At 73.3% G+C, this 19,437-nt stretch carries 19 protein-coding genes; 9 read left to right on the forward strand and 10 right to left on the reverse strand.

Translation table 11 applies throughout. From position 1 onward, the window contains the following. Window positions 1-134: 134 nt before the first annotated feature. The 5 genes from OTB16_RS06570 to OTB16_RS06590 form a co-directional block, all read right to left on the reverse strand. Entirely contained in the window at window positions 135-293 is a 159-nt protein-coding gene (locus OTB16_RS06570) for a hypothetical protein (RefSeq protein ID WP_167536860.1), read from the reverse strand. A gap of 32 nt (window positions 294-325) precedes the next feature. Further along, window positions 326-1,282: a cytochrome c oxidase assembly protein gene (locus OTB16_RS06575; protein WP_267718951.1), complete on the reverse strand. Its 957-nt coding sequence runs from the start codon at window positions 1,280-1,282 to the stop codon at window positions 326-328. A gap of 89 nt (window positions 1,283-1,371) precedes the next feature. Continuing rightward, window positions 1,372-2,400 carry a 6-phosphofructokinase gene (locus tag OTB16_RS06580; RefSeq protein WP_267718952.1) on the reverse strand — a complete coding sequence of 343 codons (1,029 nt, stop codon included), beginning with the start codon at window positions 2,398-2,400 and terminating at the stop codon, window positions 1,372-1,374. Window positions 2,401-2,603: 203 nt separating this feature from the next. After that, entirely contained in the window at window positions 2,604-3,332 is a 729-nt protein-coding gene (locus OTB16_RS06585) for a type 1 glutamine amidotransferase (RefSeq protein WP_267718953.1), read from the reverse strand. Window positions 3,333-3,351: 19 nt separating this feature from the next. Continuing rightward, complete coding sequence (locus OTB16_RS06590) at window positions 3,352-4,590, reverse strand: Mur ligase family protein (protein ID WP_267718954.1); 1,239 nt, start codon at window positions 4,588-4,590, stop codon at window positions 3,352-3,354. Window positions 4,591-4,713: 123 nt separating this feature from the next. Here OTB16_RS06590 and def point away from each other — a divergent pair, with 123 nt between their 5' ends. Further along, complete coding sequence (gene def / locus OTB16_RS06595; RefSeq protein WP_267718955.1) at window positions 4,714-5,268, forward strand: peptide deformylase; 555 nt, start codon at window positions 4,714-4,716, stop codon at window positions 5,266-5,268. A 72-nt stretch (window positions 5,269-5,340) separates the two neighbouring features. On the opposite strand, the gene OTB16_RS06600 is transcribed toward def, so the two are convergent. After that, window positions 5,341-5,985, reverse strand: coding sequence for a TetR/AcrR family transcriptional regulator (locus tag OTB16_RS06600; RefSeq protein ID WP_267718957.1), 645 nt, complete (start codon window positions 5,983-5,985; stop codon window positions 5,341-5,343). A gap of 215 nt (window positions 5,986-6,200) precedes the next feature. Here OTB16_RS06600 and OTB16_RS06605 point away from each other — a divergent pair, with 215 nt between their 5' ends. Further along, entirely contained in the window at window positions 6,201-7,433 is a 1,233-nt protein-coding gene (locus OTB16_RS06605) for an acyl-CoA dehydrogenase family protein (protein WP_267718958.1), read from the forward strand. A gap of 47 nt (window positions 7,434-7,480) precedes the next feature. Here the strand turns inward: OTB16_RS06605 and OTB16_RS06610 are convergent, their stop codons facing one another. Together OTB16_RS06610 and OTB16_RS06615 are read right to left on the reverse strand one after the other, a co-directional pair. Then, a complete protein-coding gene (locus OTB16_RS06610; RefSeq protein ID WP_267718959.1) occupies window positions 7,481-7,759 on the reverse strand; it encodes an LppU/SCO3897 family protein in 279 nt (92 codons plus the stop codon). Between the two features lie 228 nt (window positions 7,760-7,987). Continuing rightward, window positions 7,988-8,425 carry an SRPBCC family protein gene (locus tag OTB16_RS06615; protein WP_267718960.1) on the reverse strand — a complete coding sequence of 146 codons (438 nt, stop codon included), beginning with the start codon at window positions 8,423-8,425 and terminating at the stop codon, window positions 7,988-7,990. Between the two features lie 155 nt (window positions 8,426-8,580). Here OTB16_RS06615 and OTB16_RS06620 point away from each other — a divergent pair, with 155 nt between their 5' ends. After that, entirely contained in the window at window positions 8,581-8,766 is a 186-nt protein-coding gene (locus OTB16_RS06620; protein ID WP_267718961.1) for a DUF5999 family protein, read from the forward strand. A 159-nt stretch (window positions 8,767-8,925) separates the two neighbouring features. On the opposite strand, the gene OTB16_RS06625 is transcribed toward OTB16_RS06620, so the two are convergent. Together OTB16_RS06625 and OTB16_RS06630 are read right to left on the reverse strand one after the other, a co-directional pair. Then, window positions 8,926-10,950, reverse strand: coding sequence for an ATP-binding protein (locus OTB16_RS06625; protein ID WP_267718962.1), 2,025 nt, complete (start codon window positions 10,948-10,950; stop codon window positions 8,926-8,928). Window positions 10,951-11,087: 137 nt separating this feature from the next. Further along, the gene (locus tag OTB16_RS06630; protein ID WP_267718963.1) at window positions 11,088-12,035 is read right to left on the reverse strand and encodes a fibronectin type III domain-containing protein; all 948 of its coding nucleotides are present in this window, start codon (window positions 12,033-12,035) and stop codon (window positions 11,088-11,090) included. Between the two features lie 256 nt (window positions 12,036-12,291). Here OTB16_RS06630 and OTB16_RS06635 point away from each other — a divergent pair, with 256 nt between their 5' ends. The 6 genes from OTB16_RS06635 to OTB16_RS06660 all read left to right on the forward strand — a co-directional run bounded on the left by OTB16_RS06635 (window position 12,292) and on the right by OTB16_RS06660 (window position 19,405). After that, a complete protein-coding gene (locus tag OTB16_RS06635) occupies window positions 12,292-13,887 on the forward strand; it encodes an ABC transporter substrate-binding protein (RefSeq protein WP_267719227.1) in 1,596 nt (531 codons plus the stop codon). A gap of 46 nt (window positions 13,888-13,933) precedes the next feature. Beyond that, window positions 13,934-14,899 (forward strand): ABC transporter permease, encoded by a 966-nt coding sequence (locus tag OTB16_RS06640; protein ID WP_267719228.1) that lies wholly within the window; start codon window positions 13,934-13,936, stop codon window positions 14,897-14,899. Further along, a complete protein-coding gene (locus OTB16_RS06645) occupies window positions 14,892-15,857 on the forward strand; it encodes an ABC transporter permease (RefSeq protein WP_267718964.1) in 966 nt (321 codons plus the stop codon). Before OTB16_RS06640 ends, OTB16_RS06645 begins: the two co-directional genes overlap by 8 nt. A gap of 137 nt (window positions 15,858-15,994) precedes the next feature. After that, window positions 15,995-16,912 (forward strand): oligopeptide/dipeptide ABC transporter ATP-binding protein, encoded by a 918-nt coding sequence (locus OTB16_RS06650; protein WP_267719229.1) that lies wholly within the window; start codon window positions 15,995-15,997, stop codon window positions 16,910-16,912. Next, entirely contained in the window at window positions 16,905-17,576 is a 672-nt protein-coding gene (locus OTB16_RS06655) for an ABC transporter ATP-binding protein (protein ID WP_267718966.1), read from the forward strand. Before OTB16_RS06650 ends, OTB16_RS06655 begins: the two co-directional genes overlap by 8 nt. A gap of 260 nt (window positions 17,577-17,836) precedes the next feature. Further along, window positions 17,837-19,405 (forward strand): hypothetical protein, encoded by a 1,569-nt coding sequence (locus OTB16_RS06660; protein ID WP_420717634.1) that lies wholly within the window; start codon window positions 17,837-17,839, stop codon window positions 19,403-19,405. Window positions 19,406-19,437 lie beyond the last annotated feature (32 nt).

Here is a 19,437-nt window from a genome sequence, read left to right on the forward strand (position 1 = left end):
CACCGACCCGCCGCAGGGAGCGGCCGAGGGCGGCGGGGCGGGGGGTGGCAGGGTGGCAGGAAGGCCCCACGGGGAACGGTGCGCGCCGGGTCCACCGCGGGGGAGCGTCACGGGCGGCGCGGGCCGCCCGGGGGTCAGGCGCCGCGGGAAGCGGCCATCCCTGCGGTCAGCAGCCCCAGCACCACCCAGCCGAACCACAGCCAGCCGTTGCTGCCGAGGGCCACGGAATACGCGGCTACGGCCACCAGAGCGGCGAAGGTCGTGACGGCCATCGCCTTAACGGATCCGGTCATGCCCCATGGTGGCGCGCGAAGGCCGTCCCGCGCTACTGGCCACGCGCTTGCAACGAGGCGAGATACGCGTTGTACGCCGCGAGCTCCTGGTCGCCGTCGCGGTCGGCGGCCCGGTCGGAACGCTTCGCGGCCCGCTGCTCGGAGTGGTACCACTGGTAGACGAGCGCGATCAGTACCAGCACCGAGGGGATCTCGCTGAAGGCCCACGCGATGCCGCCGCCCCACTGCTGGTCGAGGAGCGGGTCGATGCGGAGGGAGGCGGGCGGGTTCGCGTACGTCTTGATCATCGGCTCGCTCGCCATCATCAGGGCGATCCCGAAGAAGGCGTGGAAGGGCATGCCGGCGAAGAGCTCCAGCATCCGCATCACGTAGCCGGGCCGGTGCGGGCCCGGGTCGATGCCCATGATCGGCCAGAAGAAGACGAGGCCGACGGCGAGGAAGTGCAGCATCATCGCGATGTGCCCGGTCCGGCTCTCCATGAGGAAGTCGAAGAGCGGGGTGAAGTACAGGCCGTAGAGGCTGGCGATGAACATGGGGATGGTGAACGCCGGATGGGTGATCACCCGCATGTAGCGGCTGTGCAGCAGCATGAGCAGCAGCTCGCGCGGCCCCTTGCTGCCGCGGGGGGCGGGCGGCAGCGCGCGCAGCGCGAGGGTCATCGGAGCCCCGAGCAGCAGCAGGATCGGGGTGATCATGCTGATCACCATGTGCTGGACCATGTGCACGCTGAACATGACCATGCCGTAGTCGTTCAGCTTGGTGCACATCACCAGGATTACGGTCAGCACGCCGAGGGTGAACGCGACGGTCCGGCCCAGCGGCCACGAGTCCCCGCGCCGGCGCAGGCGCAGCACGCCCCACGCGTACAGGGCGAGCCCCAGCAGCGAGCCGAACAGGAAGAACGCGTCGAACGAGAACTCCAGCCCGCGCCCGAGAGTGAACGGCGGCAGGTCCATGTTCATGTCCATGCCGTGCCCGTTGTGGTCCATCTGTTCACTCCCTTGACTGTGGCGCCCCACCACAGTAGTGCCGCCCCCGTACGCTCCTGCGCGCGGGGGCGGCGGTAACGGGCATACGGTCACAGAACCGTCTGGGCCTCGGCGTACCGCTCGGCCGGAACCGTCTTCAGGGTCGAGGTGGCCTCGGCCAGCGGCACCATCACGATGTCCGTGCCGCGCAGGGCGGTCAGCATGCCGAACTCGCCGCGGTGCGCGGCCTCCACGGCGTGCCAGCCGAAGCGGGTGGCCAGGACGCGGTCGTACGCGGTGGGAGTGCCGCCGCGCTGGACGTGGCCCAGGATCACCGGACGGGCCTCCTTGCCCAGCCGGTGTTCCAGCTCCACGGCGAGCCGGTTGCCTATGCCGGCGAACCGCTCGTGCCCGTAGATGTCGGTGCCGCCCTCCTCGAGGGCCATCGAGCCGCCCGGGGCGGGCTTGGCGCCCTCGGCGACCACGACGATGGCGAAGCGCTTGCCCGCGGAGAAGCGCTCGCCGACGATCGCGGTCAGCTCCTCGATGTCGAAGGGGCGCTCCGGGACGACGATCGCGTGCGCGCCGGCCGCCATGCCCGAGTGCAGGGCGATCCAGCCCGTGTGGCGGCCCATGACCTCCACCACCATCACGCGCTGGTGGGACTCGGCGGTGGTCTTCAGGCGGTCCAGCGCCTCGGTGGCCACGCCGACGGCGGTGTCGAAGCCGAAGGTGACGTCGGTGGACGGGATGTCGTTGTCGATGGTCTTGGGGACCCCGACGATCGGCAGGCCCGCCTCGGCGAGCAGGTGCGCCGCCTTCAGGGTGCCCTCGCCGCCGATCGGGATGATCGCGTCGAGGCCGAGGTCGGCGACGTGGCCGCGGGCCCGCTCCACGCCGTCGCGCAGGTGCGCGGGCTGGACCCGGGAGGAGCCGAGGATGGTGCCGCCGCGGGCGAGGATGCCGCCCACCGCGTCGAGGTCGAGCTTGCGGTAGTCCGCCTCCAGCAGACCCTTCCACCCGTCGAGGAAGCCGATCACCTCGTCGCCGTGGTCGACGACGGCGCGGTGGACGACGGAGCGGATGACGGCATTCAGACCGGGGCAGTCGCCACCGGAGGTGAGCACACCTATGCGCATGGCAGGAAGAGACCTTTGCAACGTGGGCCGACGACCGGACCACGTCGTCCGGTGGGAACTAAACGTCACCCTACAAGCGGAAGCCGGGTTGGCTGAACCATCCTCCACATGCTGGTCCCGGCCGTCGTGCGAACGCACGTCGGCCCGGCTCCCACCTGGGGGAGCCGGGCCGACGGCGAGGTGCCGGAGTGCTGCCGCGGGGGCTAGGCCGGCTGCGTGGCGGCCGAAATGCGCTCGGTGCGCAGCGCCTCGTACCAGCGGTCGTCGAGACCCGGCAGCGCGTTGACGTCGAGGGCCAGCTTCAGCAGCAGGTCCGCGACGAGCGGGTTGCGGGCCAGCACGGGACCGTGCATGTAGGTGCCGAACACCGTGTCGTTGTACGCGCCCTCGGTACCGTCGCCGGTGCCGTTGCCGCGGCCCATGCTCAGCCGGGCGAACGGCCGTGCGGTGGGCCCGAGGTGCGTGACGCCCTGGTGGTTCTCGAAGCCCGTCAGCTGGGGCAGGCCCAGGCGGGGGTCGATGTCCGCGAGGACGTCGCCGACGCACCGCTCGCCCTCGCCGCGCACGCTGACCACGTCCAGCAGGCCGAGGCCCTCCTGGCGCTGGCCGACGTCGTTGACGAACTCCTTGCCGAGGATCTGGTACCCGGCGCAGACGGAGAAGACGATCGCCCCGTTCGAGACGGCCCGCTCCAGACCGCCGTCGCGCACCAGGCGTTCGGCGGCCAGCCGCTGCGGACGGTCCTCACCGCCGCCGATCAGGTAGATGTCGCCGGAGGTGGGGATCGGCTGGTCGCTGCGGACGTCCACGCGCTGTACGTCCAGGCCGCGCTGGCGCGCCCGGCGCTCCACCACGAGGGCGTTGCCCTGGTCTCCGTACGTGCTCAGCAGGTCGGGGTAGATCCACACCAGACGCAGGCTGTTGTCGCTCATGCTCGTGTCCTTATGGGTACTAGTTGCCGACGCGGCGGCGCACGTCTTGGAAGGCGGTGTAGTTGGCGATCAGCTCGATCTGACCGGGCGGAGCCAGCTGCACGGCCTCGTCGAGGGTCTCGCACACGCGGAAGTCCAGTCCCGCGACCTCCAGGCGGACCGCGAGGTCCAGCTTCCGGTCGCCGATCACGAAGATCGGGTGGCCGGCCAGGCGCGTGTAGTCCACGTCCCACAGCCAGGAGGTGTCGGTGCCGTCCGCGCCGCGGGCGTTCACCGACAGGACCACCGGGGTCGGCGGCGGGTCGATCAGCGAGAACGTCTCCAGCCAGCCGGCCGGGTTCTTGGCGAGCAGCAGCCGCACCTCGCGGCCAAGGAAGCTCACCACGTCGTAGCGGCCCGCGACGGCCTGCACCTGGTACATCCGCTCCAGCGCGACCTGCGGCGGAACGCCGAAGACGGCGGCCACGGCGGCCGAGGTGGCGGCGTTCGCCTTGTTGGCGCGGCCGGGCAGCTGGAGGTGGATCGGCCAGGCCGAGCCGTGCGGGTCCAGGACGTGGTCGCCGGAGAGCACCCAGCTGGGCGTCGGACGGCGGAAGCCGCACTCGCCGCAGAACCAGTCGTCGCCCGGGCGCTGCATCACACCGCCGCAGGAGGGGCACGACCAGGCGTCGTCCTTCCACTCCTGGCCGGCCGCGACCCACACCACGTTCTGTGACGAGGACGCGGACCACACGATCAGCGGGTCGTCGCAGTTCGCGACGATGACCGCCTTGGAGCCCGACAGGCCCTCGCGCCACTTCTCCGCGAGCATGCGGGTCTCGGCGGCGCGGTCCAGCTGGTCGCGGGAGAGGTTGAGCAGGGCGATCACCTTGGGGGTGACGTCCCGGGCCACTCCGGCCAGGTACTTCTCGTCGACCTCGATGACGCCGTACTTGGCGTCCGAGCCGCCGGCGAGCGCCGAGGTGATGCCGGCCGGCATGTTCGCGCCCAGTGCGTTGGAGACGACCGGACCGCTGGCCCGCAGGGCCTCCGCGATCAGCCGGGTCGTCGTGGTCTTGCCGTTCGTCGCGGAGACGAGGACGACGTCGAGATGTTGCGCGAGCGCTCCGAGAAGATCGGGGTCGAGCCTGAGCGCGACCTTGCCCCCGATCACCGATCCGCTTCCGCGTCCCGCGGCCCGCGACACCGCCGCCGCGGCCTTGCCCGCCGTCACGGCCAGCTTGGCCCGCGGCGAAAGCGGCTCCGTGTTGCCTGCCATCGTCCCTTGTCCTCCTTGCGTCGGTCGGCCCCAGCCTATCCAGTACCTGCCGGAGCCTTGACCGCGGCGCCCCCGGGGCGCGGCGGATCTCCTCATATATTCGCCCGTCGTACCCTTACGGCCATGCGACAGCGCCCCATCCCCGGTACCACCGGACTCGTCCGCACCATGAGCCTGCTGGGCGATCCGGTGCTCCACTCCGCCTGCGCGGAGGTCACCGAATTCGGCCCCGTGCTCGACCGGCTGGTGGAGGACATGTTCGCCACGATGTACGCCGCCGAGGGGGTCGGCCTCGCCGCGAACCAGATCGGCGTCGGGCAGCGGGTGTTCGTGTACGACTGCCCCGACGACGAGGACGTGCGGCACGTCGGGCACGTCGTCAACCCCCGTCTGGTGGCGGCCGACGGGGACGAGTTCACCGGCCCGGAGGGCTGTCTGTCGCTGCCCGGGCTGGAGGCGGGTACGGCCCGCTTCGACCGGGCGGTCGTCGAAGGGGTCACCACCGACGGGGCGGCGGTGCGGATCGAGGGCACCGGGTTCTTCGCCCGGTGCCTGCAGCACGAGTGCGACCACCTGGACGGCACCGTGTACGCGGACCGCGTCACGGGGCTGCGGGCCCGGCGCCTGCGGCGGGCGATCCGGAAGGCGCCCTGGGCCGCGGGGGCGTCGGAGGGCTGAGCCCGGCCGCGCCGGGAGCCGGCACCCGGTCCCGGACCCCGCGCCCTCACACTGCGCCGGGGGCGGTTCGGGTCAGAAGCCCGGGCCGTCCGCGCGGTTGCCCGCGGTCGCCAGGCGGCCCCACAGCAGGTCGGTGAGGCCCGCGACGAGTTCGGCGCGGTCGCACGGGCGCTCGCCGAGCCACCAGTCGCCGGCGGCGTGCATCATGCCGACGATGCCGTGTCCCCAGATCCGCGCGAGGCGTTCCCCGTCGGGGCCGAGGTCCACGCGCTCGCCGACGACCTGGGCCAGTTCCTCGCCGAGCCGGCGCAGCAGCGGCGCCGAATGCAGGCCGACGTCGAAGCCGCGCTCGGCGGCCTGCGAGTCCTCGGCCGGGTGCATCAGGAACCGGTACACCTGGGGGCGGGCCTCGATGGCCGCGAGATAGGTGTCCAGGGTGGCCTCCACCCTGGAGCGGCGCTCCGCCGGGGCATCGAGCGCGGCCCGCAGCGAGTCGAGGAGGGCGTCGGTGTGGCGGACGGCGAGCGCCTGGTAGAGCCCGGCCTTGTCGCCGAAGTGGCGGTAGAGGATGGGCTTGGTGATGCCGGCCTCCGCCGCGATGGCGTTCATGGAGGCCTTCGGGCCGTCCCTGAGCACGACCCGGTCGGCGGCCTCGAGCAGCTCGCGCCGCCGCCGCTCGGCCGCCCCGGGCTCGCCTGCGTGCTGCGTGGTCTCCATGGTGTTTCTCTCCCCGCCCTTGCGATGTGCGTGACGCCCACGCAACGTAACACCCCGCACACCCCCGTGATCGACGCGGCGGCGGACGCTGTCCTGGGCGGGAACCGGATCGGCTCTGCTTGACAGCCCTTACTCGCCGGTAACAGACTGTGGCGATCGTGTGGGTTACCGCTAGTAACACACACTTGGGGCGCGAACAGGCAGCTGGAGGGGACATGGCGGAGTTCACCATGGAGCTCAACGACGACCAGATTCAGGTGCGCGACTGGATCCACGGCTTCGCGGCCGACGTGATCCGGCCCGCGGCCGCGGAGTGGGACGAGCGCGAAGAGACTCCCTGGCCCGTCATCCAGGAGGCCGCCAAGGTCGGCATCTACTCGGTGGACTTCTACGCCCAGCAGTTCTTCGACCCCACCGGCCTCGGCATCCCGATGGCGATGGAGGAGCTCTTCTGGGGCGACGCGGGCATCGCGCTGTCCATCGTCGGCACCGGGCTCGCCGCCATCGGCGTCGTCGCCAACGGCACCGAGGAGCAGATCGGCACCTGGATACCCCAGATGTACGGCGACGCGAACGACGTGAAGGTCGCCGCCTTCTGCTCCTCCGAGCCGGACGCCGGCTCCGACGTCGGTGCCATGCGCACCCGTGCCGTGTACGACCAGGCCAAGGACGAGTGGGTGCTCAACGGCACCAAGACCTGGGCGACCAACGGCGGCATCGCCAACGTCCACATCGTCGTCGCCGTCGTCGACGCGGAGCTCGGCACCAAGGGGCACGCCTCCTTCATCGTGCCGCCGAACACCCCGGGCCTGTCCCAGGGGCAGAAGTTCAAGAAGCACGGGATCCGCGCCTCGCACACCGCCGAGGTGGTCCTGGAGGACGTACGCGTGCCCGGTTCCTGCCTGCTCGGCGGCAAGGAGAAGCTGGACGAGCGCCTCGCACGGGCCCGTGAGCGGGCGCGCAGCGGTGGCGGCGGAGAGCGCGTGAAGAACGCGGCCATGGCGACCTTCGAGGCCTCGCGGCCCGCGGTCGGGGCCATGGCGGTGGGCACCGCGCGCGCGGCGTACGAGGTCGCCCTGGACTACGCCAAGACCCGCACGCAGTTCGGCCGTCCGATCATCGACAACCAGGGCGTGGCCTTCCAGCTCGCCGACATGCGGACCCGGATCGACGCGGCCCGGCTGCTCGTCTGGCGGGCCTCGTGGATGGCGGTCGCGGGCCGGCCCTTCACCTCGGCGGAGGGCTCGATGTCGAAGCTCTTCGCGAGCGAGACGGCCAAGAAGGTCACCGCCCAGGCCGTCCAGATCCTCGGCGGCAACGGCTTCACCCGGGAGTACCCGGTGGAGCGGATGCACCGCGACAGCGCGATCTACACCATCTTCGAGGGGACGAGCGAGATCCAGCGGCTGGTGATCGCCCGCACGATCTCGGACATGCCGATCCGCTAGGGAAGATCCGAAGGAGACGCCCCGGCCGGACCGCCGCCGGACCGCTCCTACCGCAGCGGCCTGAGGCAGCGCGCGGTTCGGCCGCCCGGGCCGTACTCCAGGCGCGCGACGCACTTGCCGTCAGCGCAGCTCACCCCGGGTCCGGGCGGGTCCAGCAGCCGGGTGACCTCGAACCCGGCGCTGACCGGACCGCACTGCGTGACCCGCAGGTCCTGGTCGCGCCAGTCGCCCTCGTTGCGCACGCACTCCCCGACGGCCGGGGGCGCCCGCCTCCCGCCGCCGACCACCAGCGCGACCAGGACGGGCACCCGGACGGTGGGGGTCACCAGGACCAGCGGAACAAGCACGGCGGCGGCTGGCGGGCGCCGCCACAGCGGCCGGCCCGGGTCGAGCGGGGCCGGTGCGCCGCCCGTCGGCGGCCCGAGCGCGCGCAGCCTGGACCTGGACCACGGGGCGAGGTTCGTCCCGCGGAGGCGGCGGGGTAGCCACGGAGATCCCCCTCGGTTCTCCCGGTGATCACCGGTCGGTGACGGGTGGAACCCCCACCCCGGGCGCTACGGACGCAGCATGCGGCGCAGCGCCCGAGAAAAGACCGCCCGGCCCGCCGCGTCGACCACCGGGTCCACGAGGCGCGGGAGGCCGCGCAGGCGCAGGTGCTCGCGCCAGTGCACCTCCGTCCCGCCCCCGGGCAGCGGCCGGACCTCGATCTCCGCCCAGCCCGTCACCACCCGGCCGCGCTTCTCCAGCCGCACCAGCCCCGCCGCGCCCGGGCCGGGCGGGCGCCAGAGGGTCACTTCCATCGGGTCGTCGAAGGTGATCCCGCCCACTCCCGTGCGCGCCGTGAAGACCGTCCCGACGTGCGTGGGGGGAGCCGTCGCGACGACCGTACGGGTGAGGGGGACCTGCTCCCCGTGGCGCTTCCAGTCCGTGAGCCTGTGCCAGGACTCGGCCGGGGGGAGAGGTGTGCGGTGAATGATCCGGATGCCGGGCATGAGCGCATCGTAATCGGGCATACACACCGTGAACTGGGCGGCGAATATGGGTTCCGCCCAGGGGTGGCGATCAGCAATACTCACCGCCACCGTGGATCGCGGATTCGACCGGGTGACCACCGGCCCTCCCGCCCCACTCTGCGAGGAGGTGCGCCATGTGCTCCCACCAGTCCCCCTGCCCTGCCGTAGACAGCGCTGACCACGAGACCGCCCGCGTGGTGGCCTTCCATCCCGAACAGGGCTGGAGCCTGCTGTGCAACGGCGCCGTCGTCTTCGACGACACCGGTGAACTGCTCCCCGACGGCCGAACGGTGGAACCCCGCCGACCGGCCCTGGTCTGAGCCGAGGAGGCAGCATGCGCCAGCAGCTGATCCGCAAGCCCGTCCCGAAGCCCGCCCCCCGAGACCTGGACCTGCGCACGCCGTCGGGCAGACCCCTCCCGTACTGACGGGAGCCCCGACGCGGTCCATCGCCGCCGTACACCGCCCACCGGCTGGTGCTCAGCCGGTGGGTGCGGTCGTGCCGCCCAGGAACGCCGTCTCGTACGCCGCGTCGCCGATCGCCGCGCGGGCCTGCCGCTCGCCCCGGTCCCGCAGGGCCGTCAGCGAGGGCGAGCCGCCCATCTGCGGGCGGCCGACCGTGCGCCACCAGGCGTGCCCGGTGCCCAGCAGGCGTGCCGCCAGTTCCCCGTCGCCCAGCGCGGCGACCGCCGCCGCCAGCAGGTCCAGGCCGAGCGCGATGCCGAACCGGTCGCCGAGCAGCCGCTTGCCGGACAGCATGGCCCGTACGTGGCGGGCCGCCTCCCCGTGGTCGCCCAGGCCCAGCGCGGCCACCGCGAGGATGTAGTCCGCGTACGCCCGCAGCCAGCGCTCGCCCAGCTCCGCGCAGGCCTCCCGCAGGGAGTGCGCCTCCGCCGTGGCCTCCTCGTACCGCCCCAAATCGCACAGCGCGTAGCCGGTGGCCAGTTTGCACAGCAGCCAGCCGGGGGCGCTGGTGCGCCCGCCGTGGCCGGCCCGCGCCCGCGGGCCGGCCAGAGCGAGGGCCCGCAGGGGATCGCCGGGCATCAGGACCGCCACCGCCGACAAGTACGCGGCCCGCAGCTCCCGTTCGGGGTCCGCCAGCCGGGCCGCCGCCCTGGTGCACTGCGCGCCGATCTCCCGGGCCGCGTCCATGTCGCCCTGGAGCATCACCGTGAGTCCGAGCGCCCATTGGGCCTGGTTGTACGCGGCGCCCGCGGGCGGGGCGGCCCGCAGGGCGCGTTCCAGGAAGCCCCGGCCCTCGTGGACGTGTCCGCACGCGAACCAGTAGAACCACAGCGCGCCGGCCATCTCCAGCGCGGCCGTCGGGTCCGACCCCAGCAGGTGTTCCAGCGCCGTGCGCAGCTGCGCGCGCTCGGCGGTCGTCCTGCGGTACCAGTCCAGCTGGCCGGGGCCCAGCCAGCCCCGGTCGGCGGCCTGGGCGAGGGCGGCGTACCAGTGGGCGTGCCGGTCGGCGACGAGCCGGACCTCGCCGAGCTCGGCCAGCCAGCCGTGTCCGTACTCGCGGATCGTGTCGAGCATCCGGTAGCGGGTCCCGGCGCCCCGCTCCTCGGTGCGGCGGACCACCGACTTGGCGACCAGGCCCGCCAGTGCCCGCTCCACCCGGGCGGCGGGCAGCGGTCCGCCCGCGCAGACGGCGCGGGCCGCGGCGGCGTCGAAGTCGCCGCTGAAGACGGAGAGCCTGGCCCAGAGCAGCCGTTCCACCGGCTCGCACAGCTCGTGGCTCCAGCCGATCGCGGTCCGCATGGTCTGGTGCCGGGCCGGGCGGGCGGTGCGGGTGTCCGCAAGCACGTCGAACCGCGCGCCGAGCCGGTCGGCCATCTGCTCCAGGCTCCACCGCCGCATCCGGGCGCCGGCGAGCTCCAGGGCGAGCGGGATCCCGTCCAGGCGCCGGCACACCTCGGCGGCGACCCCGGCCCGGTCCGGGTCGGCGAAGGCGGCGGCCGCCCGCGGGGCGGCGGTGAGGGCGCGGGCGCGGAAAAGGGCGAGGGCGTCGCTGTCAGGGCCCTCGCAGGGCAGCGGGCGGACGTCGACGACCCGCTCGCCGGGGGAGCCGAGCGGCTCCCTGGAAGTGACCAGGACCGTCAACCCGGGTGCGGACTGGAGGAGTTCGCCCACGAGATGGCGGCAGTCGGCCACCAGGTGCTCGCAGGTGTCCAGGACGAGGAGCAGAGTCTTGTCCGCCATCCAGGCGCACAGCTCCTCGTCGAGGGGGGCCGCGGAGTGGTCGTCGAGGCCGACGGCGTGGGCCACGGTCGCGGTGAGCAGGCGCGGGTCGCGCAGGGGTGACAGCTCGACCCACCAGACGCCGTCGGGGCGCTCCCGGCGGGCGCGGGCGGCGGCCCGCAGGGCGAGCCGGGACTTGCCGACGCCGCCCACCCCCGTCAGCGTGACCAGCCGCCGCTCGCGCAACAGTCCTTCCAGCAGGCCGAGTTCTCGCTCCCGGCCGACGAAGCTCGCCGATTCCGGCGGCAGGTTTCCCGGCACGGATTCAGATTCTGGCTCAGGGCCGCCGGCATCCGCGTCTGCCTGATTGTTGTTGACCGAGTACTCTCCGAACACGGGAGTATTCTGCGTGATCTTCTTGCCCGTGCGTGCGGTTCAGGCTGAATCGCTGTCACATCTCATGCGATGAGGGTGACTTCGCGCTCGGCGGAGAAGGCGCCCCAGTTGCCGTCGGGAAGCCTGGCGCGGAGCTTGACCCGCCACACGGTGCCGGGGGGCTCGGTCACGGTGAGCCGGTGTTCCACCCGGCCCGCGGGCACCGCGCCCGCGCCGAACTGCACGGTGGTCGTGAGCCGTCCGTTGACGTGGAGTTCGTAGTCGCTGGTCTCGCGGCCCGTGTCCGGCGCGGTCCAGGAGAGGGTGACCGTGCCGGGGGAGGCGGTCGCGGTGAACCCGGAGGGTGCCGTGCCCGGCGCGCCGCCCGCGGCGGGCGGGGTGGTGACGTCCACGGCCGGGCCGTCGGGGGAGGAGTGGTCGGCTCCGTCCCGGGCCCGGACGGTGAAGGTGTAGACGGTGTCCGGCTGGAGGCCGCTCAGGGCGGTCGAGGTCTCGCCCGGGCCGGCGGTGTGGATGCGGACGCCGCCCTGGTAGACGTCGTACGCCGTCACGCCCGTGTCGTCGGTCGCGGCGGTCCAGGTCATCAGCGCGGACCGGGGCCCGGTCGCCCGGCCCCCGGTGGCGGCCGGGGCGGTGGGGGCCGCGCGGTCCTCGGCCTTCGCGGCGGGGGTGGTCGCCCCGACGGCGGGACCCGCCCCGGAGACGTTCCCGGCGGCGTCCCGGGCCCGGACGGTGAAGGCGTACGCGGTCTGCGGCGCGAGGCCGGTGACGTCCACCATGGTCTTCTCCGCGGGGAGTTCCCGGACCATGCGGCCTGCCTGGAAGACCTGGTAGCCGGTCACCCCGTCCCGGTCCGCCGCGGCGTCCCACATGACGTGCACGGTGGTGGCGCTGCCCGCCTGGGCGGTCAGCCCGGCGGGGGCGGGCGGGGCCTGGGTGTCGGACGCGGTGCACGCCGCCAGGCCGGTCAGGGCCAGGCAGAGGGCCAGCGTGGGGGCGCTGCGTCGCACGGGGGTGCCTTCCTCGGCTTGCTCGGCTTCTCTCGCCGGCGCTCCTCGGCGTTTCCCGGCGCCTTCCCGCCTCTTGGTGAGCGCTTTAAAGGTCTAGACATATATGGCACGAGAGGCTCGGGGTGGGCAAGCCCCCTGCCGCCCCGGGGTGGGCGGGGGCCGTCGTTGTGACCGGGTTCGCCTTCTTCTGATCCCGTCTGGCATTATTGCGATCTCTTTGCAATAGCAGAAGATCATGAACAGGGATGTGTACAGCATGACGGCCCGGACAGTACGGGGAGTGGCCCGCGCGACGCTGGCCGCCGCACTCATCACGGGCGTGGCGGCCTGCTCGAACCCCGGCGGAGGTGCCGCCGGGGGGTCCGCGGACTCCGCCGTCGTCGGCATCGCGACCGAACCGGAGAGCCTGAGCCCGCTGCTCGGCTACGGCAAGGACGGCAACTCCAAGATCTTCGACGGGCTGCTCGCACACGACGCGGACCTGAAGCTGAAGCCCGCGCTGGCCGAGGCCCTTCCCGAGGTCAGCGCGGACGGGCTCACCTACACGTACAAGCTGCGCCAGGGCGTGAAGTTCAGCGACGGGCAGCCCTTCTCCGCCGAGGACGTCGTCTTCACCTACCGCACGATCCTCGACGCGAAGACGAACAACGCCTCCAAGACCGAGCTCGACGCCGTCGCGGGCGTCGAGGCACGCGGCGCGGACACGGTCGTCTTCACCCTGAAGTACCCCTACGCCCCGTTCGCCGAGCGGACCGTGCTGCCGATCGCCCCCGAGCACGTCGCGGGCCGGCAGGACGTCAACAGCGGCGAGTTCACCACCCGGCCCGTCGGTACCGGCCCCTACCTGCTCACCGGCTGGTCCAAGGGCGAGAAGCTCAGCTTCAAGGCGAACCCCGGCTACTGGGGCGGCGAGCCCGCGGTGAAGAAGTTCACCATGGCCGTCATCAAGGACGACGACGTCCGCGCGACCCGGCTGCGCTCCGGCGAGCTGGACGCGGCGATCCTGCCGCCGAACCTCGCCGAGGGGTTCGCCGCCGACAAGGCGCGCACGACGCTCGCCGCCAAGACCTTCGACTACCGCACCGTGACCCTCCCGACGCACCACCCGGTCACCGGGGACCTCGCGGTCCGCCGCGCGCTGGACACAGCCGTCGACCGCACGACCATGGTCGACAAGCTCCTGGAGGGCGCGGGCAAGCCCGCCTTCGGGCCGGTCCCCACCGGCAGCCCGTGGTTCACGGCGGGCACCGAGCGCGCCCACGACCTCGGGAAGGCGCAGCGGATCCTCGACGACGCCGGCTGGAAGCCGGGCGCGGACGGGGTCCGCGTCAAGGACGGGGTCCGCGCGTCCTTCCCGCTCTGGTACACCTCCGGCGACAAGATCCGTCAGGACCACGCGCTCGCCTTCGCCTCCGACGCCAAGAAGGCCGGCGTCGAGGTCAAGACCGAGGCGGGGACCTGGGAGGTCATCGAGCCCCGGATGAAGACCGACGCCGTCCTCGCCGGCGGCGGCTCCCCGGCCGACCCCGACTTCGACCAGTACCTGCTGCTGACCTCCTCCCTCGCGGGCGACGGCTTCAACAACATGGCCTGGTACGACAACCCGGCCGTCGACCGGGCGCTGACCGACGGCCGCCGCGGCGGTGACCCGGCCGCGCGCAAGGCCGCGTACGACACCGTGCAGCGCGAGCTCGTGAAGAAGCCGGGCTACGTCTTCCTCACCCACATCGACCACCTGTACGTCGTCAACGACAAGTGGGACGGCCTCACCACGCAGATCGAGCCGCACGACCACGGCCTCGGCACCGGCCCCTGGTGGAACGTCGAGACCTGGAAGCCGAAGCAGAAGTGAGCCGGGCGACGTGACCTCCCCCGCCGGCCGCCTCCCCTGGGGGCCGATGGCGCGCATGGCGGGGCGGCGGACGCTCTTCGCCGCCCCCGTCCTGCTCGTCGTCACCTTCGGGGTCTTCGCCATCGCCGCGTTGTCCCCCTTCGACCCCGTCAAGGCGTACGCCGGCACGGCGGGACTGACCGCCTCGCAGGCCGACCTCGACCAGCTGCGCGCCAACCTCGGCGCGGACCAGCCGCTCGTCGCGCGCTGGTGGGACTGGCTCACCTCGGCGCTCACCGGCGACCTCGGCACCTCCGCCGTCATGCGCCAGCCCGTCGCCGACGTCATCGGGGAACGGCTGGGCTGGTCCGCGCTGCTCGCCGCGAGCGCCTTCGCGGTGGCCGTGCTGCTCGGGACCGCGCTCGGCGTGCTGGCCGCGCGCCGCCAGGGCGGGCTCCTGGACCGGGCCGTCAGCTCGCTGGCCTACACCCTGGAGGCGGCCCCCGCGTTCTGGCTGGGGCTGCTGGCCATCTGGTTCTTCTCGGTGCACCTCGGAGTGCTGCCCTCGGGCGGCCTCACCGACGCGGGCAGCGACGTGGTCACCCCAGGCCAGGTCGCCTCGCACCTGGTGCTGCCCGCGCTCGTGCTGGGGGTCTCCCAGCTGCCCTGGTTCTTCCTGTACGTCCGCCAGGGCGTGGCCGACGCCCTGGCGGAGGACCCCGTACGCGGCGCCCGCGCGCGGGGCCTGGCCGAGCGGGGCGTCCTGGTCGGGCACGCCCTGCGCTCCGGCATGCTGCCGATGCTGACGCTGGTCGGCTCACGGGTGCCGGAACTGATCACCGGCGCGCTGCTGGTGGAGACCGTCTTCAGCTGGCCGGGCATCGCGGCGGCGACCGTACAGGCCGCGACCTCGGTGGACTTCCCGCTGCTGGCGGCGCTGACGGTGCTGGCCACGGCGGCGGTGCTCGCCGGGAACCTGCTGTCCGACCTGCTGTACGGGCTGGCCGACCCGAGGGTGGGCTTCGATGGCTGAGCCGGTGACCGGGCGGGTGCCCGGAACGACGGGGACGACGGCGGAAGGCGGGCCGGTGAAGGCGGCGGAAGGCGGGCCCGTGGAGACGGTGGAGGCCGGGCCGGTGTGGAAGCCGGCCGGGACCGTGCGGAGTTCCACGCGGACCCTGCGGGTGCGGGTCTCGGCGGCGATCGTGCTGCTGATCGCGCTGGCGGTCCTGCTGGTGCCACCGCTGGCGCAGCTGGACCAGCAGGCGGTCGACCTGTCGGCGAAGCTGCTGCCGCCTTCGTGGGCCCATCCCTTCGGGACCGACGACGTCGGGCGCGACCTGCTGCTCCGCTGCGTCTACGGGCTGCGGGTCTCACTGCTGGTGGGCCTGGTGGCGGCGCTCGTCGCCACCGTCCTCGGCACGGCGGTGGGTGCGGCCGCGGGGGCACTGGGCGGGTGGACCGACCGGCTGGTGATGCGGGCCGTGGACACCCTGTCCTCGATCCCGCACCTGCTGCTGGGCATTTTCATCGTCGCCATGTTCCGACCGGGCGTCTGGCCGGTGGTCGTCTCCGTCGCCGTCACCCACTGGCTGTCGACGGCCCGCATCGTCCGCGCCGAGGTCCTGTCCCTGCGCGGCCGCCCGTACGTGGACGCCGCGATCTCCGGCGGCGCCTCGCGGTGGCGGGTCGCCGTCCGTCACCTGGTGCCCGGAGTGCTTCCGCAAGCGGGTCTGGCCGCCGTGCTGATGGTGCCGCACGCCATGTGGCACGAGTCCGCCCTGTCGTTCCTCGGCCTCGGCCTGCCGGCGCACCAGGCCAGCCTGGGCAACCTCGTACAGAGCGCCCGCGGCTCGCTGCTCGCCGGTGACTGGTGGCCCACCCTCTTCCCGGGACTCCTGCTGATCATCCCGACCCTGGCCATCGCCGGACTCGCGGGTGCCTGGCGCGACCGCCTCAACCCCCGCCGCCGCTCGGAGCTGAGCCTGTGACCCGCCACCACCCCGCCGACGCCGCCGGGGTACGCCCCGCAGGCCCGGCCCCGGCCGGGGACCCGGGCCCGGCCGGTTCCGGTACCGGCCCCGGCGCGCCCGTGCTCGCCGTCGACGGGCTCTCCGTACGCTTCCGCATGCGCGCGGGCCGCCACGTCGAGGCCGTCACCGGCGCCTCCTTCCGCCTCGCCCCCGGCGAGTGCCTCGCCCTCGTCGGCGAGAGCGGCTGTGGCAAGTCCGTGCTCGCCTCGGCCCTCCTCGGCCTGCTCCCCGGCAACGCCGAGACCGCCGGCTCGGCCCGGCTCGCCGACGGGCTCGACCTGCTCGCCGCCGACGAGCGCACCCTCGCCCGGACCGTACGCGGCCGCCGCGTCGGCCTGGTCCCGCAGAGCCCGGCCGCGCACCTCACCCCGGTCCGCACGATCCGGGCCCACCTGGAGGAGACCGTCCGCGAACTGGTCCGGCCCGCGGTGCCCGCGCCCCGCGGGCGGCTGCGCGGGGACGCGCTGCGCGCCGCCGCGGAGGCCGCCGCCGAGCGGGCCGCCTTTCCCGCCGGCCACCTCGACCGCTACCCCCACGAACTCTCCGGCGGCCTCGCCCAGCGCGCCGCCACCGCGCTCGCGCTGGTCGGCGACGCCCCGCTCCTCCTCGCGGACGAGCCGACCACCGGCCTCGACCGGGAGCTCGTCCACCGCACCGTCGACGAACTGCGCGCCCACACCCGCGACGTCGGCCGGGCCCTGCTGATGATCACCCACGACCTCGCCGCCGCCGAGCGGATCGCCGACACCGTCGCCGTCATGTACGCCGGCCGGATCGTGGAACTGGCCCCCGCCGCCGCCTTCTTCGGCGCGCCCGGCCCCCGCCACCCCTACGCCGCCGGCCTGCTCGACGCCCTGCCCGAGCGGGCCTTCACCCCCATCCCCGGCGCCCCGCCCGAGCTCGGCGCGCTCCCGCCCGGCTGCGCCTTCGCCGCCCGCTGCGCCCGCGCCGACGACGCTTGCCGCGCCGAGCGGCCCGCGCTCACCGAAGGGGTGGCCTGCCACCATGCTTGAGCTCACCGGCATCACCGCCGGCTACGACCGCCGCGCCCCCGTCGTCCGCGGCGCGCACCTCGCCCTGCGTCCCGGGGAGTCCCTGGGGCTCCTCGGCCCCAGCGGCTGCGGCAAGTCCACCCTCGCCCGCGTCGCCGCCCTGCTGCACCGCCCCGACCGCGGGACCGTCACCCTGGACGGCCGCGCCGTCACCGGCTACCGGCACCGGGCCCCGCGCGACCTGCGCACCTCCGTCGGCGTCGTCTTCCAGCAGCCCCGGCTCGCCGCCGACCCGCGCCTGCGGCTGCGCGACCTCGTCGCGGAACCCCTGCGCGCCACGGGACGCCGCACGGAAGCGGACGCGGCCGTCGCCGAGTTGACGGAGCGTGTCGGACTCGGCCGCGATCTGCTCACCCGCCGTGCGCACGAGGTCAGTGACGGCCAGCTGCAACGTGCCTGCCTGGCCCGCGCGCTGATCCTGCGCCCCCGCTGGCTGGTCTGCGACGAGATGACCGCGATGCTGGACGCCTCCACCACGGCGGCCCTGGTCAGGGTGGTCGAGGAGTACCGCGCCGACACTGGGGCCGGCCTGCTGGCGGTCGGCCACGACCCGGTGCTGCTGGCGCGCTGGTGCGACCGTACGACCCACTGGGACGAGATCGTCGACGGGACCGTCAAGGACTGACCGCCCGTCACGGAACGTCAGCACCCCTACGGCGGCTCGCGGGCAGCAGCACGGCCGTGACCCTCCGCGACGGCCTCGCGGCCAGGGCGAACGCGGTGTCCGGCCCCGGCCGCCGACCCGCGCTCCTTGATCGACTGTTGCGCCTTCGTGAATCATCCGCTTCTTCCATGGACTCCTCGGGCACCGCGATCTAGCGTCTGGCGGCGGCGCGACGTCAGACACGATGTCAACAGAACTGAAGAGAGAGGGAGGAAGCCCGGATGCTCCGAAGAGCGCTGAACTGCGCTGTGGTCCCGGTCGTCGTCGCCTTCACGGCGATGTACGGCATCACGCCGGCCCAGGCCGAGGAGATACCCAAGGCCCCCGGCCACCGCCTGGTCAGCCACTACGAAGGCAGCCCCGCGGCCGCCGCACCACTGCCCGGCGAGGCGCCGCCGCAGCACCCCTTCCTCGCGCCCAACGGCCGCAGCGGCATGCACTCCGACGCCGCCGGCAGCGCGACCTCGCCCTGGTCCGGTCCGCTCGGCAAGAACCCGCAGGTGACCAGCGAGAAGATCGCCGCGCTCGGCGGTGAGTGCGCCACCGCCACCTTCGACTCGGGCGGCCGGCTGGTCACCGTCTGCGGCACGTTCACCGGCTTCAAGGTCAAGCTGCTGGAGCCCCGCACGCTCGCCACGCTCGCGGAGTACCAGCTCCCGCAGCGTTCCTCCACGGTCGAGGCGATCACCTCGCTCGACTTCGCGAAGATCTTCAAGGACACCTCGGGCGGCGCCTACTTCTACCTGGACAACCAGGACCGGGCCGTGCTGGCCGACTCCCGCCAGCACGTCCTGCGCCTCTCCCACGGGCAGAACCCGGACGGCAGCTGGACGTTCACCGTCGACGACGACTGGGACCTCACCGGCCACGTCCCGCACGACTGCGTGACCTGGACCAACCTGAGGCCCAGCGGCACCTGCGACCCCGTCACCTCCGTGATGCCCGACTGGAGCGGCCGCATCTGGTGGGTCACCCGCCAGGGACGCGTCGGCACCGTGGACCCGGCGACCTCGCGGATCCGCTCCGTACGGCTGGCGGGCGAGGAGATCCAGAACTCCTTCTCGGTCGCCCAGGACGGCGTCTCCATCGTCACCGACCACGCCCTGTACAGCTTCCGGGCAGCCGCGGACGGCACACCCGAGGCGCAGTGGCGCCAGACCTACGACCGCGGTACCAAGGCCAAGCCCGGTTCCGTGAACCAGGGTTCGGGAACCACACCGGACCTCTTCGGCAACGGCTACGTCGCCATCACCGACAACGCCGACGACCGGATGAACGTGCTCGTCTACCGGCGGGGCGCGGACGTGCCCGCCGACCAGCGGCTCGTCTGCAAGGTGCCCGTCTTCGGCTCGGGCGCCTCGACCACGGACAACTCCCTGATCACCTGGGGCAACAGCATCGTCGTCGAGAACAACTACGGCTACGAGAACCCGACCACCCTGCTCCTCGGCAAATCCGTCGTGGGCGGCGTCAGCCGCATCGACGTCCGGGCCGACGGCAGCGGCTGCGACACGGTGTGGCAGAGCGCGATCCGCTCGCCCTCCGTCGTCCCCAAGCTCTCCACCGCGAACGGGCTGCTCTACTTCTACGAGAAGGAGCCCAACTTCTGGGGCATCGACGCCTGGTACCTCACCGCGGTGGACTTCCGCACCGGTGAGCGCCGCTGGCGCCAGCTGACCGGGACCGGCGCGCTGTACGACAACAACTGGGCCCCGATCACCCTGGGCCCGGACGGCACGGCCTACGTCGGCGTCTTCAACGGCATCGTCGCGGTACGCGACGGCGGCTGAGCCCGCCGGAGGAGAGGGGCGGCACGCCACCC

The sequence above is a fragment of the Streptomyces antarcticus genome (genome assembly GCF_026627255.1).
Lineage (GTDB): Bacteria > Actinomycetota > Actinomycetes > Streptomycetales > Streptomycetaceae > Streptomyces > Streptomyces antarcticus.

Coding starts and splice junctions, on each gene's coding strand:
- OTB16_RS06570 (WP_167536860.1), bottom strand. CDS start 293: ATGACCGGATCCGTTAAGGCGATGGCCGTCACGACCTTCGCCGCTCTG.
- OTB16_RS06575 (WP_267718951.1), bottom strand. CDS start 1,282: ATGGACCACAACGGGCACGGCATGGACATGAACATGGACCTGCCGCCG.
- OTB16_RS06580 (WP_267718952.1), bottom strand. CDS start 2,400: ATGCGCATAGGTGTGCTCACCTCCGGTGGCGACTGCCCCGGTCTGAAT.
- OTB16_RS06585 (WP_267718953.1), bottom strand. CDS start 3,332: ATGAGCGACAACAGCCTGCGTCTGGTGTGGATCTACCCCGACCTGCTG.
- OTB16_RS06590 (WP_267718954.1), bottom strand. CDS start 4,590: ATGGCAGGCAACACGGAGCCGCTTTCGCCGCGGGCCAAGCTGGCCGTG.
- def (WP_267718955.1), top strand. CDS start 4,714: ATGCGACAGCGCCCCATCCCCGGTACCACCGGACTCGTCCGCACCATG.
- OTB16_RS06600 (WP_267718957.1), bottom strand. CDS start 5,985: ATGGAGACCACGCAGCACGCAGGCGAGCCCGGGGCGGCCGAGCGGCGG.
- OTB16_RS06605 (WP_267718958.1), top strand. CDS start 6,201: ATGGCGGAGTTCACCATGGAGCTCAACGACGACCAGATTCAGGTGCGC.
- OTB16_RS06615 (WP_267718960.1), bottom strand. CDS start 8,425: ATGCCCGGCATCCGGATCATTCACCGCACACCTCTCCCCCCGGCCGAG.
- OTB16_RS06620 (WP_267718961.1), top strand. CDS start 8,581: ATGTGCTCCCACCAGTCCCCCTGCCCTGCCGTAGACAGCGCTGACCAC.
- OTB16_RS06635 (WP_267719227.1), top strand. CDS start 12,292: ATGACGGCCCGGACAGTACGGGGAGTGGCCCGCGCGACGCTGGCCGCC.
- OTB16_RS06640 (WP_267719228.1), top strand. CDS start 13,934: ATGGCGCGCATGGCGGGGCGGCGGACGCTCTTCGCCGCCCCCGTCCTG.
- OTB16_RS06645 (WP_267718964.1), top strand. CDS start 14,892: ATGGCTGAGCCGGTGACCGGGCGGGTGCCCGGAACGACGGGGACGACG.
- OTB16_RS06650 (WP_267719229.1), top strand. CDS start 15,995: ATGCGCGCGGGCCGCCACGTCGAGGCCGTCACCGGCGCCTCCTTCCGC.
- OTB16_RS06655 (WP_267718966.1), top strand. CDS start 16,905: ATGCTTGAGCTCACCGGCATCACCGCCGGCTACGACCGCCGCGCCCCC.
- OTB16_RS06660 (WP_420717634.1), top strand. CDS start 17,837: ATGCTCCGAAGAGCGCTGAACTGCGCTGTGGTCCCGGTCGTCGTCGCC.